Annotated in this window: 16 protein-coding genes; 8 read left to right on the top strand and 8 right to left on the bottom strand. The window is 71.5% G+C overall.

Features of this window, described 5'->3' with window-relative positions:
* Nucleotides 1-22: 22 nt before the first annotated feature.
* Both ACZ4WZ_RS18180 and ACZ4WZ_RS18175 read right to left on the bottom strand, forming a co-directional pair.
* Nucleotides 23-1,150 (bottom strand): DNA polymerase III subunit beta family protein, encoded by a 1,128-nt coding sequence (locus ACZ4WZ_RS18180; protein ID WP_467891384.1) that lies wholly within the window; start codon nucleotides 1,148-1,150, stop codon nucleotides 23-25.
* Nucleotides 1,151-1,275: 125 nt separating this feature from the next.
* Nucleotides 1,276-1,839 (bottom strand): TetR/AcrR family transcriptional regulator, encoded by a 564-nt coding sequence (locus ACZ4WZ_RS18175; protein WP_467891382.1) that lies wholly within the window; start codon nucleotides 1,837-1,839, stop codon nucleotides 1,276-1,278.
* A gap of 121 nt (nucleotides 1,840-1,960) precedes the next feature.
* Between ACZ4WZ_RS18175 and ACZ4WZ_RS18170 the strand changes: the two genes are divergently transcribed.
* Nucleotides 1,961-2,365, top strand: a complete 405-nt coding sequence (locus tag ACZ4WZ_RS18170; protein ID WP_467891380.1) for a nuclear transport factor 2 family protein — start codon at nucleotides 1,961-1,963, stop codon at nucleotides 2,363-2,365.
* Nucleotides 2,366-2,389: 24 nt separating this feature from the next.
* On the opposite strand, the gene ACZ4WZ_RS18165 is transcribed toward ACZ4WZ_RS18170, so the two are convergent.
* Nucleotides 2,390-2,974, bottom strand: a complete 585-nt coding sequence (locus ACZ4WZ_RS18165; protein ID WP_467891377.1) for a TetR/AcrR family transcriptional regulator — start codon at nucleotides 2,972-2,974, stop codon at nucleotides 2,390-2,392.
* A 120-nt stretch (nucleotides 2,975-3,094) separates the two neighbouring features.
* Here ACZ4WZ_RS18165 and ACZ4WZ_RS18160 point away from each other — a divergent pair, with 120 nt between their 5' ends.
* Entirely contained in the window at nucleotides 3,095-4,675 is a 1,581-nt protein-coding gene (locus tag ACZ4WZ_RS18160; RefSeq protein ID WP_467891375.1) for an MDR family MFS transporter, read from the top strand.
* A 43-nt stretch (nucleotides 4,676-4,718) separates the two neighbouring features.
* On the opposite strand, the gene ACZ4WZ_RS18155 is transcribed toward ACZ4WZ_RS18160, so the two are convergent.
* The gene (locus ACZ4WZ_RS18155) at nucleotides 4,719-5,849 is read right to left on the bottom strand and encodes a serine hydrolase domain-containing protein (protein WP_467891373.1); all 1,131 of its coding nucleotides are present in this window, start codon (nucleotides 5,847-5,849) and stop codon (nucleotides 4,719-4,721) included.
* Nucleotides 5,850-6,029: 180 nt separating this feature from the next.
* Here ACZ4WZ_RS18155 and ACZ4WZ_RS18150 point away from each other — a divergent pair, with 180 nt between their 5' ends.
* Nucleotides 6,030-6,653, top strand: coding sequence for a hypothetical protein (locus tag ACZ4WZ_RS18150; RefSeq protein WP_467891371.1), 624 nt, complete (start codon nucleotides 6,030-6,032; stop codon nucleotides 6,651-6,653).
* Nucleotides 6,654-6,808: 155 nt separating this feature from the next.
* Here ACZ4WZ_RS18150 and ACZ4WZ_RS18145 read toward each other — a convergent pair whose 3' ends face one another.
* From ACZ4WZ_RS18145 to ACZ4WZ_RS18135, 3 genes are all read right to left on the bottom strand, one after another.
* Complete coding sequence (locus ACZ4WZ_RS18145; RefSeq protein ID WP_467891369.1) at nucleotides 6,809-8,119, bottom strand: extracellular solute-binding protein; 1,311 nt, start codon at nucleotides 8,117-8,119, stop codon at nucleotides 6,809-6,811.
* A 284-nt stretch (nucleotides 8,120-8,403) separates the two neighbouring features.
* The gene (locus ACZ4WZ_RS18140) at nucleotides 8,404-9,021 is read right to left on the bottom strand and encodes an SMI1/KNR4 family protein (protein WP_467891367.1); all 618 of its coding nucleotides are present in this window, start codon (nucleotides 9,019-9,021) and stop codon (nucleotides 8,404-8,406) included.
* A gap of 55 nt (nucleotides 9,022-9,076) precedes the next feature.
* Nucleotides 9,077-9,433 carry a DUF192 domain-containing protein gene (locus ACZ4WZ_RS18135; RefSeq protein ID WP_467891365.1) on the bottom strand — a complete coding sequence of 119 codons (357 nt, stop codon included), beginning with the start codon at nucleotides 9,431-9,433 and terminating at the stop codon, nucleotides 9,077-9,079.
* An 80-nt stretch (nucleotides 9,434-9,513) separates the two neighbouring features.
* Between ACZ4WZ_RS18135 and ACZ4WZ_RS18130 the strand changes: the two genes are divergently transcribed.
* A complete protein-coding gene (locus ACZ4WZ_RS18130; protein ID WP_467891362.1) occupies nucleotides 9,514-10,218 on the top strand; it encodes a prepilin peptidase in 705 nt (234 codons plus the stop codon).
* A gap of 131 nt (nucleotides 10,219-10,349) precedes the next feature.
* Here ACZ4WZ_RS18130 and mgrA read toward each other — a convergent pair whose 3' ends face one another.
* Nucleotides 10,350-11,387, bottom strand: coding sequence for an L-glyceraldehyde 3-phosphate reductase (gene mgrA, locus ACZ4WZ_RS18125; RefSeq protein ID WP_467891360.1), 1,038 nt, complete (start codon nucleotides 11,385-11,387; stop codon nucleotides 10,350-10,352).
* A gap of 127 nt (nucleotides 11,388-11,514) precedes the next feature.
* Between mgrA and ACZ4WZ_RS18120 the strand changes: the two genes are divergently transcribed.
* The 4 genes from ACZ4WZ_RS18120 (at nucleotide 11,515) to ACZ4WZ_RS18105 (ending at nucleotide 16,496) form a co-directional block, all read left to right on the top strand.
* Entirely contained in the window at nucleotides 11,515-12,276 is a 762-nt protein-coding gene (locus ACZ4WZ_RS18120) for an isoprenyl transferase (RefSeq protein WP_388934243.1), read from the top strand.
* 317 nt (nucleotides 12,277-12,593) lie between these two features.
* Nucleotides 12,594-13,910 (top strand): PhoH family protein, encoded by a 1,317-nt coding sequence (locus ACZ4WZ_RS18115; RefSeq protein WP_467891357.1) that lies wholly within the window; start codon nucleotides 12,594-12,596, stop codon nucleotides 13,908-13,910.
* 407 nt (nucleotides 13,911-14,317) lie between these two features.
* Nucleotides 14,318-15,037, top strand: coding sequence for an aggregation-promoting factor C-terminal-like domain-containing protein (locus tag ACZ4WZ_RS18110; protein WP_467891355.1), 720 nt, complete (start codon nucleotides 14,318-14,320; stop codon nucleotides 15,035-15,037).
* 118 nt (nucleotides 15,038-15,155) lie between these two features.
* Nucleotides 15,156-16,496 carry an AI-2E family transporter gene (locus tag ACZ4WZ_RS18105; protein ID WP_467891351.1) on the top strand — a complete coding sequence of 447 codons (1,341 nt, stop codon included), beginning with the start codon at nucleotides 15,156-15,158 and terminating at the stop codon, nucleotides 16,494-16,496.
* The last annotated feature ends 155 nt before the right edge of the window (nucleotides 16,497-16,651 follow it).

Here is a 16,651-nt window from a genome sequence, read left to right as displayed (position 1 = left end):
CCCGGGCCCGGGACGTTCGGGCTCAGTCCTCCACGCGCACCGGCATGAGCAGCGAGTACGTCTCCTCGTCGTCGCTCCGGCGGACGGTCAGGGGTGTGGTGCCCGTGCCGGCCTCCAGGACCAGGCGGTCCCGGTCCCCGGCGGCCAGGGCCTCCAGCAGGAAGGCGCGGTTCACCCCGATCCGGTCCCGGACCCCGCCCCCGGTCCGGTCCTCCGGCGAGACCTGCTCGCAGACCGTCGCCGTGCCCCCGTCCGTCACCTCCAGCACGCTCACGTCGTACGCCGCACCGTCCTGCTCCCGCACCTGGCTCCGCACGGGCCCGCCGCTCAGGGCCTCCCGGAACGCGGCCACGTCCACCACGGCCCGGCGCCCGGCGGGCAGCCGTACGAGCCGCCGGTAGTCGGGGAAGCCGTCCCCGGCGCACCGCCCGCCCGCCTGCCGCTCCCCGGCCTCCAGGACCACCCTGTCCCCCTCGACCACCAGCTCCGCGGGCCCGCCGTCACCGAGCAGCGCCCGCATCGCGTCGACCAGCGGGGACGGGACGACGACCTGGACGCGGGAGCCGTCGTACTCCGCGGAACCGGTGATCCCGGTCCCCGAAACGGCCAGCCGGTAGCGGTCGGTGGCCACCACCCGCAGCCTCCGGCCCTCGATGTCGAAGAGGACCCCGCCGAGCATCGGCAGTTCCGGATCGGTACTCGCCGCGAACCGGACCGCGTCCAGCGCGGCGGCCAGTGCGGGCCCGGACAGGTTCAGGCGGACGGTGCGGGTGTCGGCGGAGGCCGGACTCATGGTGATCTCCCTGGAATCGAGAAGGGCGCGGACCATGGAGAACTCGCTGCGCGCATCGGAGAGCCCCCGCTCCAGCCGGAGCAGGTGCTCCCGGAGCAGCTTCAGCACCAGCGCGGTGTCGCCCCCGGCCCAGCCGGCGGTCACCAGCCGGATGTCGGCCAGCGGCATCCCGGCCCGGCGCAGACGGGCCAGCAGGCGCGCCTCGTCCAGCTGCCCGGGCCCGTACCAGCGGTACCCGCTCACCGGATCCACCCGGTCCGGTACGAGCACCCCGGCGCCGTCGTAGAACCGCAGCGCGCTCACGCCCAGTCCGCTCTCCCGGGCCATCTCGCCGATACTGCGCATCTCGTTCCCCACGCCCAGCACTCTGATCCCTCCACCAGGTCGAGGGTCAAGCGTCGTCCCAGGGGCGGGCCGCCGCCGGGTCAGATCACCGCACGCCTGGCCGGATCCGTGACGTCTTCCGGCCGGTCAAAAGGCCGTTACCGGCCCATGGCATCGCCCGCGCCTCCGTTCCGCGACGCCTCCAGCAGCCGCAGGGCCGCCTCGCGTGCCCGCAGGGCCGGTTCCGGGCCCGGGTTCAGGGCGGCCACGACCGTGGCGCCCTCGGCCAGGATCAGGAGCTGGTCCGCGAGGGCGGGGGAGTCGGTGAGGGTGCCCAGCAGGGAGCGGAGCTCCGTCTTGTGGCGGCGTACGACGTCCAGGACGGCGGCGGGGCCCGTGCCCAGTTCCCCGTAAGCGTTGAGGAAGGCGCAGCCCCGGAAGTCCGGCTCCGAGAACCACCGCGCCAGCCAGTCGAAGACGGCCGGCACCGGTTCGGCGGCCGCCGTCACCGCCTCCCGCAGGCTGCCGGTCCAGCGGGCGTCGCGCCGCTCCAGGTAGGCGGCGACCAGGGCCTCCTTCGCGGGGAAGACCCGGTAGAGCCGCTTCAGCGGTACGCCCGATTCCGCGCGTATGCGGTCCATGCCGACGGCCTGGATGCCCTCGGCGTAGAACAGCGCCTCCGCGGCGTCGAGCAGCCGGGTGCGGGCCTCTTCATCGTCCATGTGGGGAAGGGTAGTTCAGAACCGCTTGCGGCGAGAACGTTCGTTCTCTACTTTGAGAACGAACGTTCTCCGAGCTGTCTCCCGTGCCGCCCCCCGCGCTGCCGTCCGAGAGGAAACGCCCGTGCTCACGCCCCCGTTCACCGAGGAGACCGCCCGCGCCAAGGTGCGGGCCGCCGAGGACGCCTGGAACACCCGCGACCCCGACCGGGTCGCGCTCGCCTACTCCGAGGACTCCGTCTGGCGCAACCGCGACCGCTTCCTCATGGGCCGTGCCGAGATCCGCGCCTTCCTCGCCGAGAAGTGGGAGCGCGAGCTCGACTACCGCCTGCGCAAGGAGCTCTGGGCGTACACCGGCAACCGCATCTCCGTCCGCTTCGAGTACGAGTGGCACGACGCGGACGGCCGGTGGTGGCGCAGCCACGGCAACGAGCAGTGGGAGTTCGACGACGACGGCCTGATGCGCCGCCGGGAGGCCAGCATCAACGACGTCCCCATCGAGGAGTCCGAACGGCGGCTCCGCCCCTGACGGCCCCGGGCCCGCCATCCGCGGCTACGGCTCGCCGTGGTGGGCCCGGGTGATCAGGTCCGTCGCGACCTCCAGGGCCGCCAGCCGGGTCTCCTCCGGGTCCCCTTCCACGTGCTGGAGGAACATCATCCCCGCGTGCAGGGTGAACAGGGCGCTCACGCACCGCACCTGGTCGGTGAGCGGGCCCTCCTCGTTGCGCAGCAGTTCCACCAGGGTGAACAGCCGGCGCTTGACCGTCTCCCCGATGCTCAGCTCGCGCATGGTGGCCTGGTTCTCCTGCATGAAGCGGTACAGCTGCGCGCCCGCCGCCATGGCCTCGCTGTAGCGGCGCAGGACTTCCCGCTTGGTCTCCAGCGTCGGCGGCTGCCCCTGCGCCCACTCGATCAGCTCGTCGATCGGACGCGTCAGGTCCTCGAAGACGCTGATGATGATGTCTTCCTTGGTCTTGAAGTGGTAGTAGAGCGCCGCCTTCGTGACCTCGAGCCGCTCGGCGATCTCCCGCAGCGAGGTCTTCTCGTACCCCTGCTCGGCGAAGAGCTCCAGTGCGACGTCCTGGATGCGCTGGCGCGTGTTGCCACGGCGCGGCTGCTGCGGACCGGTGCTGGACATGGCTCTCCCAGAGTACTTACTTGACGCCCGGCTAGTGACGGGTCTACCTTCCCCATTCTAGTGAACTAGCCGGGCGGCAAGTAAGTACCCGGTGCGGTTGCGAGTGAGCGGGGAGCGGACATGGCGGAGAACATCGCGGAGGCAGCGGGCACCGGGGAGGTGAAGCCGCGCAGCGTACGCGTCGTCCTGATGGCCCTCATGATCGCAATGTTGCTCGCCATGCTCGACAACATGATCATCGGTACCGCGATGCCGACCATCGTGGGCGAGCTCGGCGGCCTCGAACACCTCTCCTGGGTGGTCACGGCCTACACCCTGGCCACGGCCGCCTCCACGCCGATCTGGGGCAAGCTCGGCGACATGTACGGGCGGAAGGGCTCCTTCCTCACCTCGATCATCATCTTCCTCGTCGGCTCCGTGCTCAGCGGCATGGCCCAGGACATGGGCCAGCTGATCGGCTTCCGCGCCGTCCAGGGCCTGGGCGCCGGCGGTCTGATGGTCGGCGTCATGGCGATCATCGGCGACCTGATCCCGCCCCGTGAGCGCGGCAAGTACCAGGGCATGATGGCCGGCGTGATGGCCCTCGCCATGATCGGCGGCCCGCTGGTCGGCGGCACCATCACCGACCACATGGGCTGGCGCTGGTCCTTCTACATCAACCTGCCGCTCGGCGCCGTCGCGCTCGCGATGGTCAGCGCGGTGCTGCACCTGCCCAAGAAGAAGGCGCAGGGCAAGATCGACTACCTCGGCGCGGCCCTGCTGACCGTCGCCATCACCTCGGCCGTCCTCGTGACGACCTGGGGCGGCACCGAGTACGCATGGGGCTCCGCCGAGATCATCGGCCTGACCGCGACCGGTGTCCTGTCGACCGCCGCGTTCCTCTACGCCGAGACCAAGGCCGCCGAGCCGGTCATGCCGCTGCACATCTTCCGCAGCCGCAACTTCACCCTGATGTCGGTGATCGGCTTCCTCGTCGGCTTCGCCATGTTCGGCGGCGTGTTCTACCTCCCGCTCTTCCAGCAGTCCGTCCAGGGCGCCTCCGCCACCAACTCCGGCCTGCTGCTCCTGCCCCTGCTGCTCTCGATGATGGCCGTCTCGCTCGTCGCGGGCCGCATCACGACCAGCAGCGGCAAGTACAAGGTCTTCCCGATCGTCGGCGGCGCCCTGATGGTCGTCGGACTGTTCCTCCTCGCCACCATGGACACGGGCACCACCCGCCTGGTCTCCGGCCTCTACATGGCCGTCCTCGGCGCCGGTCTCGGCTTCCTGATGCAGATCACCATGCTGGTGGCGCAGAACAGCGTCGACATGAAGGACATGGGCGTCGCCTCCTCCTCGGCCACTCTCTTCCGCACCCTCGGAGGTTCCTTCGGCGTGGCGCTGATGGGCTCCCTGTTCACCTCCCGGGTCACGGACACCATGTCCGAGCGGCTCGGCCCGCAGGCGGCCGAGGCCGCCGGCTCCGCCCAGCTCGACGCGGCCGGCCTGGCCAAGCTCCCCGAGGCCGTGCGCGACGCCTACCAGCACGCGGTGGCCGCCGGTACGCACTCGGCGTTCCTGCTGGGCGCGGCGATCGCCGTACTGGGCTTCGCGCTCGCCTGGTTCGTCAAGGAGGTCCCGCTGCGGGGCGCCGGCCCGGCCCCGGCCGACGGCGGGTCCGCCAAGACCGCGCAGGCCCCGCAGGACTCCTTCGCGCACTGAGCCCCCTGTCTGCCGGTGAGGCGGGTGCGCCGCCCGCCGGGCGCTACAGCGCGCGCGCCACCTTCAGCACCGCCGCCGCCAGCGGGCCGTTCTCCGGGGCCGCGCCGCCCGGGAAACCGAAGCGGCGGCGCGTGTACCCGTACGCGATCCCCGTGACCGGGTCGGCGAAGCCCAGCCCGCCCGCGGCGCCGCAGTGCCCGAAGGCCTCCGGGCCCACGGCGTGCTGCCGCTCGAACCCCAGCCCGAAGTGGTCGGTCTCCGAGGTGACCGCGTCCGTGCCCGGGGTGTGCGGCCGCGCCACGTCGGCCACGGTCGCCGGGGTCAGCAGCGGCGGAAGCCCGTTGAGCCCGCCGATCGCCGCCGCGTACAGGGCCGCCACGCCGCGCGCCGTGCCGGTGCCGCCGGCCGAGGCGGGGCCGAGGGCCCTCACCTTCGGATGGTTGGCGTACGCGACCACGTCCATCGGCGGCTCGTGGTGCTGGTTGAAGGCGACCCGCATCATCGCGGGCATCGCGGAGGCCGCGAGCACCTCCGCCTGCGCGGGCGTCGGCAGCATCTCGAGGACCGGCTTCCAGCGGCCCGCGAGCCCCTCCGGCAGCCCCATGTACAGGTCCAGCCCGTACGGCGCCCGCACCCGCTCCTCGTAGACCTCCTGGAGGGAGCGGCCCGTGACCCGCCGCACCACCTCGCCCGTCAGCGCTCCGATCACGAAGGCGTGGTAACCGTACGCCGTGCCGGGCTCCCAGAACGGCTTCTGCCCGGCCAGCCGGGCCGCGACGAACGCGTCGTCCGCGACCTCCTCGTACGAGAAGCCCTCGTCGGAGCCGATCAGCCCGGAGCCGTGCGCGACCAGCTGCCGCACCGTCAGCCGCTCCTTGCCGTGCCCCGTGAACTCCGGCCAGTACGCCGACACCGGGCGCTCCAGGTCCAGTACGCCCTCCTGCGCCAGCAGCGCCACGACCAGGTGCGCGGCGCCCTTGGTGATGGAGAAGACCCCGCTGAGGGTGTCTCCGCCGGTGTCCTCGCCGCCCCACAGGTCCACCACCGTCCGCCCGTGGTGGCGGACCGCCAGCTGGGCCTCCGGCGGGTTGGGCTCCAGGGCCACGAACGCCTCGAACGCCTCCCGGACCGTTTCCCAGCCCGCCGCGGCCGTCCCGTTCACCGTCACACCCATACCGTCCCCCCGTACCGTTCGCGGACCGTCCGTCCGTCGGGCACAGACAACCAGAGTCGCCGGGACGGCATTCCGGCCCGGCGGCGGAGTCCGTCACCTGTGCGTCCGCCGGCCGTTCCCGTACGGGTGAACGCGCGCGCGGCATCGTTCCGGCCCGCCGCGGGGCCCGTTGGTCCGGGCATGAAGCGCACTCGCACCGCCGCCCTCGCCCTCGCCGCGGCCGCCGCGGCCGTCGCCCCCGCCCTCGGCCAGGGGTCCGCCACCGCCGCACCGGGCACCGGGTACCTCCAGGACCCGGCCGGGGGCGAGCACGAGATGAAGTCCCTGTGGACCAAGGACCAGAAGCACAAGCTGGAGGGCCAGGTCCGCTTCCACCCCGGGATCCAGTACGAGACGGTCTCCCGTCCCCCGCTCCCCGGCGACCCGAGGGACGAGCGCCGGGTCGCCGACCCGGACACGCTGTCCTGGATGCCCTCGTACGAGTTCGCCTGGGCCGTGTCCGACGTACTGGTGAACAAGGGCCTGACCACGAAGAACGGCACGCACCCGATCGTCGTGCGCGCCGTGCTGCGCGACGCGCGCGGGACCGCGCGGGCGGAGGTGGAGCAGAAGCTGACGGGGCAGCCGGCGACGGGGCGTCAGAAGGTCGCGGGCGGCAAGCGCATCGCGTGCGACACCGGTCAGTACACGGTGGAGTGGTCGGTCACGCGCACCCACTACGGGACGCTGACGGGCACGCTGCGCTGGGACTCCGGCTGCGAGCGCTACCGCACGGCGTTCTCCGGGAAGAACGGCCCGGCGTAGCACGGCGGGAGAAGAGGAGGAGGCCTGTCGCCCCGCGCACCTTGTGGGTGCTCGGCGGGCGACCGGGCCACGGCCTTGGATCAAGTGCCGTCAGCCATTCTGCCGTACGGGATGGGGTGCGGCAGGGAGGCGGAGGTCCCTCTTGCGGGGGACCTTCAGCGCTTCTTCTTCGAGGCGGCGCTCGCCCTGGCGGCGATGTCCTCGAGGACGGTCTTCGGGTCGCCGCCCGGCTCCACGGCCCGCCCGATGCTGCGCTTGATGGTGTCGCTGACCGTCACCCAGGCCGGGTCGTTGACCGGGTAGAGCTGCGCGCCGCGCAGGGCGGTCAGGAACTGCTCGTCGTTCTTGTCGAGGCCGCCGCCCGCGGGGGTGCGGGAGGCCGTGACCGTCGAGGGCAGCAGGTGGTAGCGGCCCGCGAAGTCCGCCAGGTTCTTGTCCCGGTAGACGAAGTCCAGGAACCTGCCGATCTCCTCGCGCTTGCCGTTCTGCTTGAAGGCCATCATCCAGTCGGCCACGCCCACGGCCGGCGGTGTCTCGCCGGTGCCGAGGTACTCCGAGACCGGCATGGCCACGGTGCCGACGGTGATGCCCTTGGCGCGCGCCTCGTGGGAGAGCGACGGGTAGCCGTTGAGCATGCCGACCTCCCCGCGCAGGAACGCGGCGAAGGCGTCGGCGCGGTTCAGCTGCGAGGGCGGGACCGGACCGGTCAGCCCGGGGCCCACCAGCTGCTCCTTCAGCCACTTGAAGGTCTGGATGTTCTGGTCCGAGGCGAGGCTGTAGTTGCCGCTGCTGTCGGCGTAGCCGCCGCCGTTGCCCAGTTCCCAGATCATCGCCTCCGCGTGTGCCTCCTCGGGGCCCAGCGGCAGGGCGTACGGGTACCGCACGCCCCTGGCCTTGAGCGCCGTCGCGGCCGCCTTCAGGTCGGTCCAGGTCTTGGGCTGCCAGGACGTCGAGCCGTCCTTGGGGATGATGCCCGCGTCGGCGAACAGCTTGGTGTTGTAGAAGAGCAGCCGGCTGCTCGCCACGAAGGGCAGGCCGTAGAGGGTGTTGCCGACGGACCCTGCCTCGGCGAGGGGCTGGAGGAAGTTCGCCTCGGCGGTGACCGAGAGCAGTTCCTCGGCGGAATACAGCTTGCCCTGGGCGGCGAAGTCCGAGTAGGAGCCCATGAGGGCCATGTCGGGTGCCTTGCCGGCGTCGACCATACGGGATACCTCGCGGTCGATGTCGGCCCACGGGATGAGCTTCACCTCGACCTTGATGCCGGGGTTGGCCTTGGTGAAATCGGCCGTCACCTTGTCCCAGAAAACCTTGGAACTGTTGGCGGAGGTGTTGCCGTATTCGGCGGCGACCAGGCGCAGCGCGTCGCCGCCGTCACCGTCGCCGGAGGAATTTCCGCAGCCGGACAGCGGTGTCAGCAGGCCGAACACGGCTGCTGACGCGGCCGCGCCGAACATTCTTCTTCGCACGGGTGGATACCCCTGATTTTCTTTTGAGTCCGCTTATTACTTATGAGTTGCTCCGGGCTGGGGTGTCCCGCCGTGGCCCGTCTGGCCGGAATTCTCTCCTGAGGGCGGCGGACTCGATTCCATCGGGTCGGCAGTTGTGTCGGTTGCTCCAACCACGGCTTTTGGGATTTGTGTTTTCCGATATGAGGCCGCCCTATCGGACGCGCGTAGACATACGGAAAAGCCCGTTTCCGGCAGGGAAACGGGCTGGGGTGTTTTCCGGCGCGCGGGCCGGCCGGGGCCGGCTAGCCGGCGAAGTCGCCGGCGTACGGGTCGGGCTCGCCCGTCTCCGGGTTGCGGCCTTCCTGCCAGCGGCGCTGGGCCTTGCGCCAGTGCACGAAGCTGAGGTGGCCGCCGTCCCAGAAGGTGATGCCGACGGGGCTCACGTCGAACTCGTCCGAGCACAGCCGCAGCAGGAATTCGGCCATGCCGTACGGGTAGACGGCGAAGGCGTCGGCGGTGTGCCGGCCCGCGACCAGCACCGGCCACCGGTCGGGGTCGGGGTCGGTGGTGAGCCAGCACAGGATGTCGTCGCCCGCGGTGACCCCCCAGGCGATGATCGACTCCGGGTCCACGTCGAAGGCGGCCCGGCCGCCCCCCGCCTCCCACGCCTGCCGGGCGTTGGCGGTCTCCTCGGCCATCTCCGCCGGGTCCCACTGGAGTCCGGGCTTGGGCAGCGGCAGCAGGATGCCGGCCTCGCCGTTGATGGAGCCGGCGCCGAAGCGCCCCATGAAGGCGACGTAGTCCGCCGGGAACCGGGTCCCCCAGACGGCCTCGGCCGCCTGCCAGTCGATGTCCTCGTCGGCGCCGTGCGTCGCCGGCATGATCTGCTCAAGCGCCTTGATCCGCGCGTTCTCCGTCATGCCGCTCCCCTGAGACCCCAGCTCAACCGCCCCAACCTACCGCCCGCGCGGCGTCTCACCCAGTCCGAGTTGAGACGGCCACCACGCTCCCCACGGCCAGGCCCCACCCCGGCATGGCCCCCGCCGCGGCCTCCAGAACGTGCCGGGAGCGCGGGCGCGGCAGGCCCAGGCGGCCGGGGGGCATGGTGGTCAGCGCGATCACGCGCATCCGGCGGTCGAGGTACGCCACGTCGATCGCGAACCGCATCCCGAAGGTGTGCACGCTCCCCGCCGGGGTCAGCAGCAGCGCCCCGTCGACGCCGTCGCGGCCGAGCAGCCCGCGGGTGCGGGCCCGGTAGGAGGCGGCGACCTCCAGGGGGACCACCGCGGTGCCGATGCGGAGGGTGCCGGGGCCGTCCTGCCAGTGCGCCATGCGGGCCACCCTAAGGGCTGTCCCGCGATGGGGTCCTGGGGCCCATCCGCGTCGCCCTGCGGCGGCCTACCGTCGGCGGGATGGGCGCACTCGTGATCATCCCCGCCGCGGCGTACGGCGCGGTCGCCGGCCTGGCGCTGCCCCGCGCCGCGTACCGGCTGTCGGTGGAGCCGGGGGAGTCCTGGCGGAGCCACTGCCCCCGGGGGCGGCCGCTGGCCGGCTGGCTGGGCCCCGCCCCCGGCTACGGACCCCGCGCGGGCCGCCTCGCCGTCCTCACCGGCGGGGTGTGCGCCGCGCTCGGCGCGGCCGTGGGGGCCCGGCCCGAGGCGGCGGTGTTCGTCGCGCTCGCGCCGGTGCTGGTGCTGCTGGCCCTGGTCGACCTCGCGGTGCACCGGCTGCCCGACGTGCTGACCCTGCCCCTCGCCGCCGTCTGCGCCGCACTGCTCGGGGCGGCCGCGCTGCTGCCGGGCGCCGCCGGGTCGTGGCGGCTCGCGCTGCTGGGCGGGCTCGCGCTCGGGGCCTCGTACCTCGTGCTGTTCCTGATCAACCCGGCGGGCATGGGCCTGGGCGACGTCAAGCTGGCGCTCGCCCTGGGGGTCGCTCTTGGGTGGTACGGGTGGGGGGTATGGGCGGCGGGGGCCTTCCTGGGGCTGCTCTACGGCGCCCTGTACGGCCTGGGCCTGGTGCTGCGCGGCCGGGCGGGCCGTGACCAGGGCTTCGCCTTCGGCCCCTTCATGGCCGCCGGATCCCTCACCGGATTGCTGCTGGGCGGATTCGGAGCGTAATCATCTTGCGTCGATGCACGCAGGACGCTTTACGAAGGGTTATGGTGGAACCCCCCCCTCGGGCCGGTCCGTATCCCCCCCACGGACCGGCCCGTTTTCTGTTCTCCGCACCCTCCGGCCAAAAGCGCAGGTCAGCCGCGCTGGGCCCAGATGTTGGTGCCGGGGGTGGACACCGCGAAGGAGTCGATCTCCTTCAGTTCCTGCTCCGTGAGCGGTGCTCCGGCCAGCGCGGCGACGTTCTCCTCCAGCTGCCGCACGCTCGACGCGCCGATCAGCGCGGAGGTCATCCGGTCGTCGCGCAGCACCCACGTCAGCGCGAGCTGGGCCAGCGACTGGCCGCGCCGGGCCGCGATCTCGTTCAGCCCCGTGAGCCGGCGGACCACGTCCTGCGAGAGCAGCGACGGGTTCAGCGACTTGCCCTGGCTGGCGCGCGAGCCCTCCGGGATGCCCTGGAGGTACTTGCCCGTCAGCAGGCCCTGCGCGAGCGGCGCGAAGGAGATGCAGCCCATGCCGGCCTCCTCCAGGGTGTCCAGCAGCCCGTCCTCCTCCGTCCAGCGGTTGATCATGGAGTACGAGGGCTGGTGGATCAGCGGACGCACGCCCATGTCCGTCAGGATCCGCGCGGCCCGCGCCGTCTGCTCCGCCGTGTACGAGGACACGCCCACGTACAGCGCCTTGCCCTGCTGGACCGCGGACGCGAGCGCGCCCATGGTCTCCTCCAGCGGGGTGTGCGGGTCGAAGCGGTGCGAGTAGAAGACGTCGACGTAGTCCACGCCCATCCGCTTCAGCGAGGCGTCCAGCGAGCCGAGCAGGTACTTGCGGCTGCCCCATTCGCCGTACGGGCCGGGGTGCATGAGGTAGCCGGCCTTGGTGGAGAGCACCAGCTCCTCGCGGTACCGCGCGAAGTCCCCGGCGAAGATCTTCCCGAAGTTCAGCTCGGCCGAACCGGGCGGCGGGCCGTAGTTGTTGGCCAGGTCGAAGTGGGTCACGCCGAGGTCGAAGGCGCGGCGCAGGATGGCCCGCTGGGACTCCAGGGACCGGTCGTCGCCGAAGTTGTGCCAGAGGCCGAGGGAGATCGCGGGGAGCTTGAGGCCACTGCGGCCCGTGCGCCGGTAGGGCATGGAGTCATAGCGCGAAGGCTCTGCCCGATAGGGATTGTTATCAGTCACGATGTCCTTGCTATCACGTACGTCTGACCGACCGAGTTGGGTACCCGATCCCGGCGCGCAGTAATGTGGCCGACTCGGGGGAGACCGCAATTGGCACGGGGGCATTGCACGGAGGGGCTCGAAGATCGTGAAGCTGCGCGACCTGGTGTACAGGCTCTATGCACGCCGGGTGGAAGGCCGCCTCGACCATGACGCGTCGCCCAAGCACATCGGCGTCATCCTGGACGGGAACAGGCGCTGGGCCAAGGCGTCCGGAGGCACGACGGTGCAGGGCCACCAGGCCGGCGCCGACAAGATCTCCGAGATGCTCGGCTGGTGCACCGAGACGGACGTCGAGGTCGTCACCCTGTGGATGCTCTCCACGGACAACCTGGACCGGCCGGAGGTCGAGCTCCGGCCCCTGCTCAACATCATCGAGAACACGGTCCGGGGCCTCGCCGAGGACGGCCGCTGGCGCGTCCACCACGTGGGCAACCTGGACATCCTGCCCGCGCGGACCCAGACGGTGCTGAAGGAGGCCGAGCAGGCCACCCACGACGTCGACGGGATACTGGTCAACGTCGCGGTGGGCTACGGCGGCCGCCAGGAGATCGCCGACGCGGTCCGTTCGCTCCTCCTGGAGCACGCCGAGAAGGGCACCTCCTTCGAGGAGCTCGCCGAGGTCCTGGACATCGACCACATCGCGGAGCACCTCTACACCCGCGGCCAGCCCGACCCCGACCTGGTGATCCGCACCAGCGGCGAGCAGCGGCTGTCCGGATTCATGCTCTGGCAGAGCGCCCATTCGGAGTACTACTTCTGCGAGGTCTTCTGGCCGGCCTTCCGCAAGGTCGACTTCCTGCGCGCCCTGCGCGACTACGCCGCCCGCCACCGGCGGTACGGCACCTGACGGGAAGCGGCTGACGCCCCCTCGGCCCCGTCCGTACCGCGCGCGAACCCTTCACCTGGGATTCACCGAGCGTCCGTCATATGCCATGGCATGGCGGCGCTCGTTCGAGGGCATAACCCAGGCAGGTCGACGCCCGATTCACGGGTGTCGAGTCTCAGCGGACGGCACAGGGCCGTCCGCCCGGGAGGCCCTTTGCACCAGGACGCGCGTGCGGTTCGCACGGACGGATTGGAGGGCCGGAATTCGGCCCTGGCACTGGCGCCGATGACCGGTCCGGTCTTCATGGCCCGACCTCTTCCGAGGGGGTACGTCCTTCCGTGGTGACCAGCACGAAGCGCCGCCTGCCCGACAGGCGGACCTATGTCCTCGACACCAGCGTCCTGCTGGCAGACCCCAACGCGATCTCCCGGTTCGACGAGCACGAGGTCGTGCTCCCGATCGTGGTGATCACCGAGTTGGAGGCCAAGAGGCACCATCCCGAACTCGGCTACTTCGCCCGTCAGGCCCTGCGCCTGCTCGACGACTTCCGGGTCCGCTACGGTCGCCTCGACGCCCCCATCCCGCTGGGCGATCTGGGCGGCAGCCTGCGCGTCGAGCTCAACCACTCCGACCCCGGCGTCCTGCCGGCGGGCTTCCGGCTCGGGGACAACGACTCGCGGATCCTCGCGGTCGCCCGCAACCTCCAGGCCGAGGGCTACGACGTCACGGTCGTCTCGAAGGATCTCCCGCTGCGCATCAAGGCCTCCTCCGTGGGCCTGCTCGCCGAGGAGTACCGCGCGGAACTCGCGATCACCGACGCCGGCTGGACCGGCATGAGCGATCTCGCCCTCTCCGGGGAGCAGGTGGACCTCCTCTACTCAGAGGATCGGCTGCACGTACCGGAGGCCGCGGAGCTGCCCGTGCACACGGGGCTGATCCTCCAGTCGGAGCGAGGCAAGGCCCTGGGCCGGGTCACGGCCGACGGCAACGTGAAGCTCGTACGCGGCGACCGCGAGGCCTTCGGGCTGCACGGCCGCAGCGCCGAGCAGCGCATCGCCCTGGACCTGCTGCTCGACCCGGAGATCGGGATCATCTCGATGGGCGGCCGGGCCGGCACCGGAAAGTCGGCGCTGGCGCTGTGCGCGGGTCTGGAGGCCGTGCTGGAGCGGAGGCAGCATCAGAAGGTCATGGTCTTCCGCCCGCTGTACGCGGTGGGCGGGCAGGAACTCGGCTACCTGCCGGGCGACCAGACCGAGAAGATGAGCCCCTGGGCGCAGGCGGTCTTCGACACCCTCTCGGCGGTCGCCGGGCGCGAGGTCATCGAAGAGGTGCTGGGGCGCGGGATGCTGGAGGTCCTGCCGCTCACGCACATCCGGGGCCGCTCGCTGCACGACGCGTTCGTCATCGTGGACGAGGCCCAGTCCCTGGAGCGCAACGTCCTGTTGACCGTTCTGTCCCGTATCGGGGCCAATTCGAGGGTCGTCCTGACCCATGACGTGGCCCAGCGCGACAATCTGCGGGTCGGCCGGTACGACGGAGTGGTCGCCGTCGTTGAGAAACTGAAGGGGCATCCGCTCTTCGCCCACGTGACGCTGACCCGCTCCGAGCGCTCCCCGATCGCCGCACTGGTGACGGAGATGCTGGAGAACCTCTAGGAGGGAAGGGGCTAAAACCCCCATAGCGGGACGGTCGGTTGGCGCCGTCCGGCAAAGGCGGAGGAGCCTAGCCGGGCGGCGTCCTGCTGCACAGGTGTTTGTCGAAAACAACGGGGACATCGCAGGTGTGACCTTTCCCACGCAACGCGGAATTGCCCTGCGGCGTCGAGGTCCGGCAGAGTCTGTTTTCCGTCAGGCCCCGCATACGGCACACCTGTATCCCCCGTGGGATGCGCACCACAACTCCACAGCCGATGTCCGTATGCCGCCCGGTTCAGCCGGCAGCCTCCGCGAGGGAGTTGCCCACGGGCCCGTGTCTCCAGTGACCTCATCACCCCGGAGACCAGTGTCGAGGGGGCACTCTTGCGACCGCGCGGTCACTGCGGACGCTGCTGGAAGGACACCGTGTGAGCCGGATCTCGGTCCGGGGGTTCGCAGTGGCTTCGGCCACCGCGGTCACCACCGTCGGCGCAGTCGTAGGCGTCGCCACTGGCGATGCCGCCTCGAACGACCTCGAGACGACCGCTTCCGGCGCGACTCTCCTCACTGACATCCCCGTCGGCGAGCAGGCCCAGGTCCAGAGCGGCACCCTGGCGCAGCAGGCCGACAGCATCGCCCACGCCGCCGACACCGACGCCAAGCGCTCGGCGGAGGAAGCCGCCCGCATCCAGGCCGCCGAGGACGCCAAGTCCAAGAAGGCGGACGCCGAGAAGGCGGAGCAGGCGAAGAAGGCGGAGGCCGACGCCAAGCTCAAGGAGCAGCGCGAGGAGCAGGGCGAGATCGCCAGTCGCTCCGCCGCCCGCGACGCCGGTGACTTCCCGGTCCAGGGCTCCTACACGGTCGCCCAGGTCAAGGAGATCGCCCGGCAGCTGGTCCCCTCGGGCCAGTTCCAGTGCTTCTCCAACATCATCAACCAGGAATCCACCTGGAACTACAAGGCCGTCAACTCCTCCTCGGGGGCCTACGGTCTGGTCCAGGCGCTCCCCGGTTCGAAGATGGCCTCGGCCGGCTCCGACTGGCGCACCAACCCGGCCACCCAGATCAAGTGGGGCCTCGGCTACATGAACGAGCGCTACGGCAGCCCGTGCAGCGCCTGGAGCTTCCACCAGGCCAACGGCTGGTACTAGAGCTTCGGCATAGGGCCCGCGCACAACCTCGGGGAACCCCGCACCGTCCGACGGTGCGGGGTTCCTCGCGTGTACGGTCGTGCGAGGTGTCACCGCTGGGCGGGGGGAAAGGAACGACATGGCGAAGACGGCAGGCTGGCTCGGCCGGCTCGGCAGCAGGCTGAGCCGGATGGAAGCGGCCCTGCACGAACGGCGGGCCGAGGTCGAGGCCGAGGCCGCCGGTGAAGCGCCGCTGCCCGCTTCCGCCGTGGCCGCGCCGGCGCCGGGCGGCGCGGCACCCGGCGGGGCCGGGGCGGTCCCGCCGGCCGAGCGGCCCGAGCCGGTGACCGTCATCCCGTGGGGCGTGCGGGTCGCCGCCGAGGCGAGCTGGCGGCTGCTGCTGCTCGCGGGGATGGTCTGGGTGCTGATGAGGGTGATCAGCGAAGTCCGCCTGGTCGTCCTCGCCTTCGCGGCCGCCCTGCTGGTGACCGCGATGCTCCAGCCGTTCGTGGTGCGGCTGCGCCGGCTCGGCCTGCCGCGCGGGCTGGCCACGGCCGTCACCGCGATCCTCGGCTTCGTCGTCATCGGGCTGGTCGGCTGGTTCGTGGTCTGGCAGGTCATGGAGAACCTCGACGACCTCTCCAACCGCCTCCGCGAGGGCATCAACGAGCTCAAGACCTGGGCACTGGACAGTCCGTTCCACGTGACCGAGAAGCAGATCAACGACATCGCGAAGAACCTCAGCGAGACCATCGGCACCAACACCGAGGAGATCACCTCCGCCGGCCTCCAGGGCGTGACGGTGCTCGTCGAGGTGATGACGGGCATGCTGCTCGCGATGTTCTCGACGCTCTTCCTGCTCTACGACGGCAAGAACATCTGGACCTGGGTGCTGGGCCTCGTCCCGGCCGCCGCCCGTCCCGGGGTCGCGGGCGCGGGTCCGCGCGCCTGGCGCACGCTGACCGCGTACGTGCGCGGCACGGTGCTCGTCGCGCTGATCGACGCCGTGTTCATCGGCCTCGGCCTGTACTTCCTCGACGTCACGATGGCCGTGCCGCTGGCCGTGTTCATCTTCCTGTTCGCCTTCATCCCGCTCGTCGGCGCCGTGATCTCCGGCGCCCTCGCGGTGGTCGTGGCGCTGGTGACCCAGGGGCCGGTGATCGCCCTGGCGGTGCTGGGGGTGGTGCTGGCGGTCCAGCAGATCGAGGGGCACGTGCTCCAGCCGTTCATCCTCGGCCGGGCCGTACGGGTCCACCCGCTCGCGGTGGTGCTCGCGGTGGCGGCCGGCGGGATGATCGCGGGCATCGGCGGGGCGGTCGTCGCGGTGCCGCTGGTGGCCGTCACCAACACGGTGGTGGTCTACCTGAGGGCCTATTCGCGCGAACGGCAGCTCGGGGCCGTCCCCACCGGTCCGGGCCCGCACGGGGCCACGGCGGTGGATGCCGCGGCCGCGGAGGCCGGGGATGACCGGCGAGCCTGAGCTCGCAGGGGAGTGGGCCGACCGCTCACCGCTCGACGGGGACGCCGGAAGGCGGCGATGGCCGAGGACGTGCGGGCCCAGATGGCCCGGCTGCGCGCGAAGCGACCGGCCGGGAAGCGCCGTGCCCCCGCCGCCCTTCGGGGCGGCGGGGGCAC

Source organism: Streptomyces sp. NPDC029122 (assembly GCF_055569445.1).
This window is presented reverse-complemented; position numbering and strand designations above follow the sequence as displayed.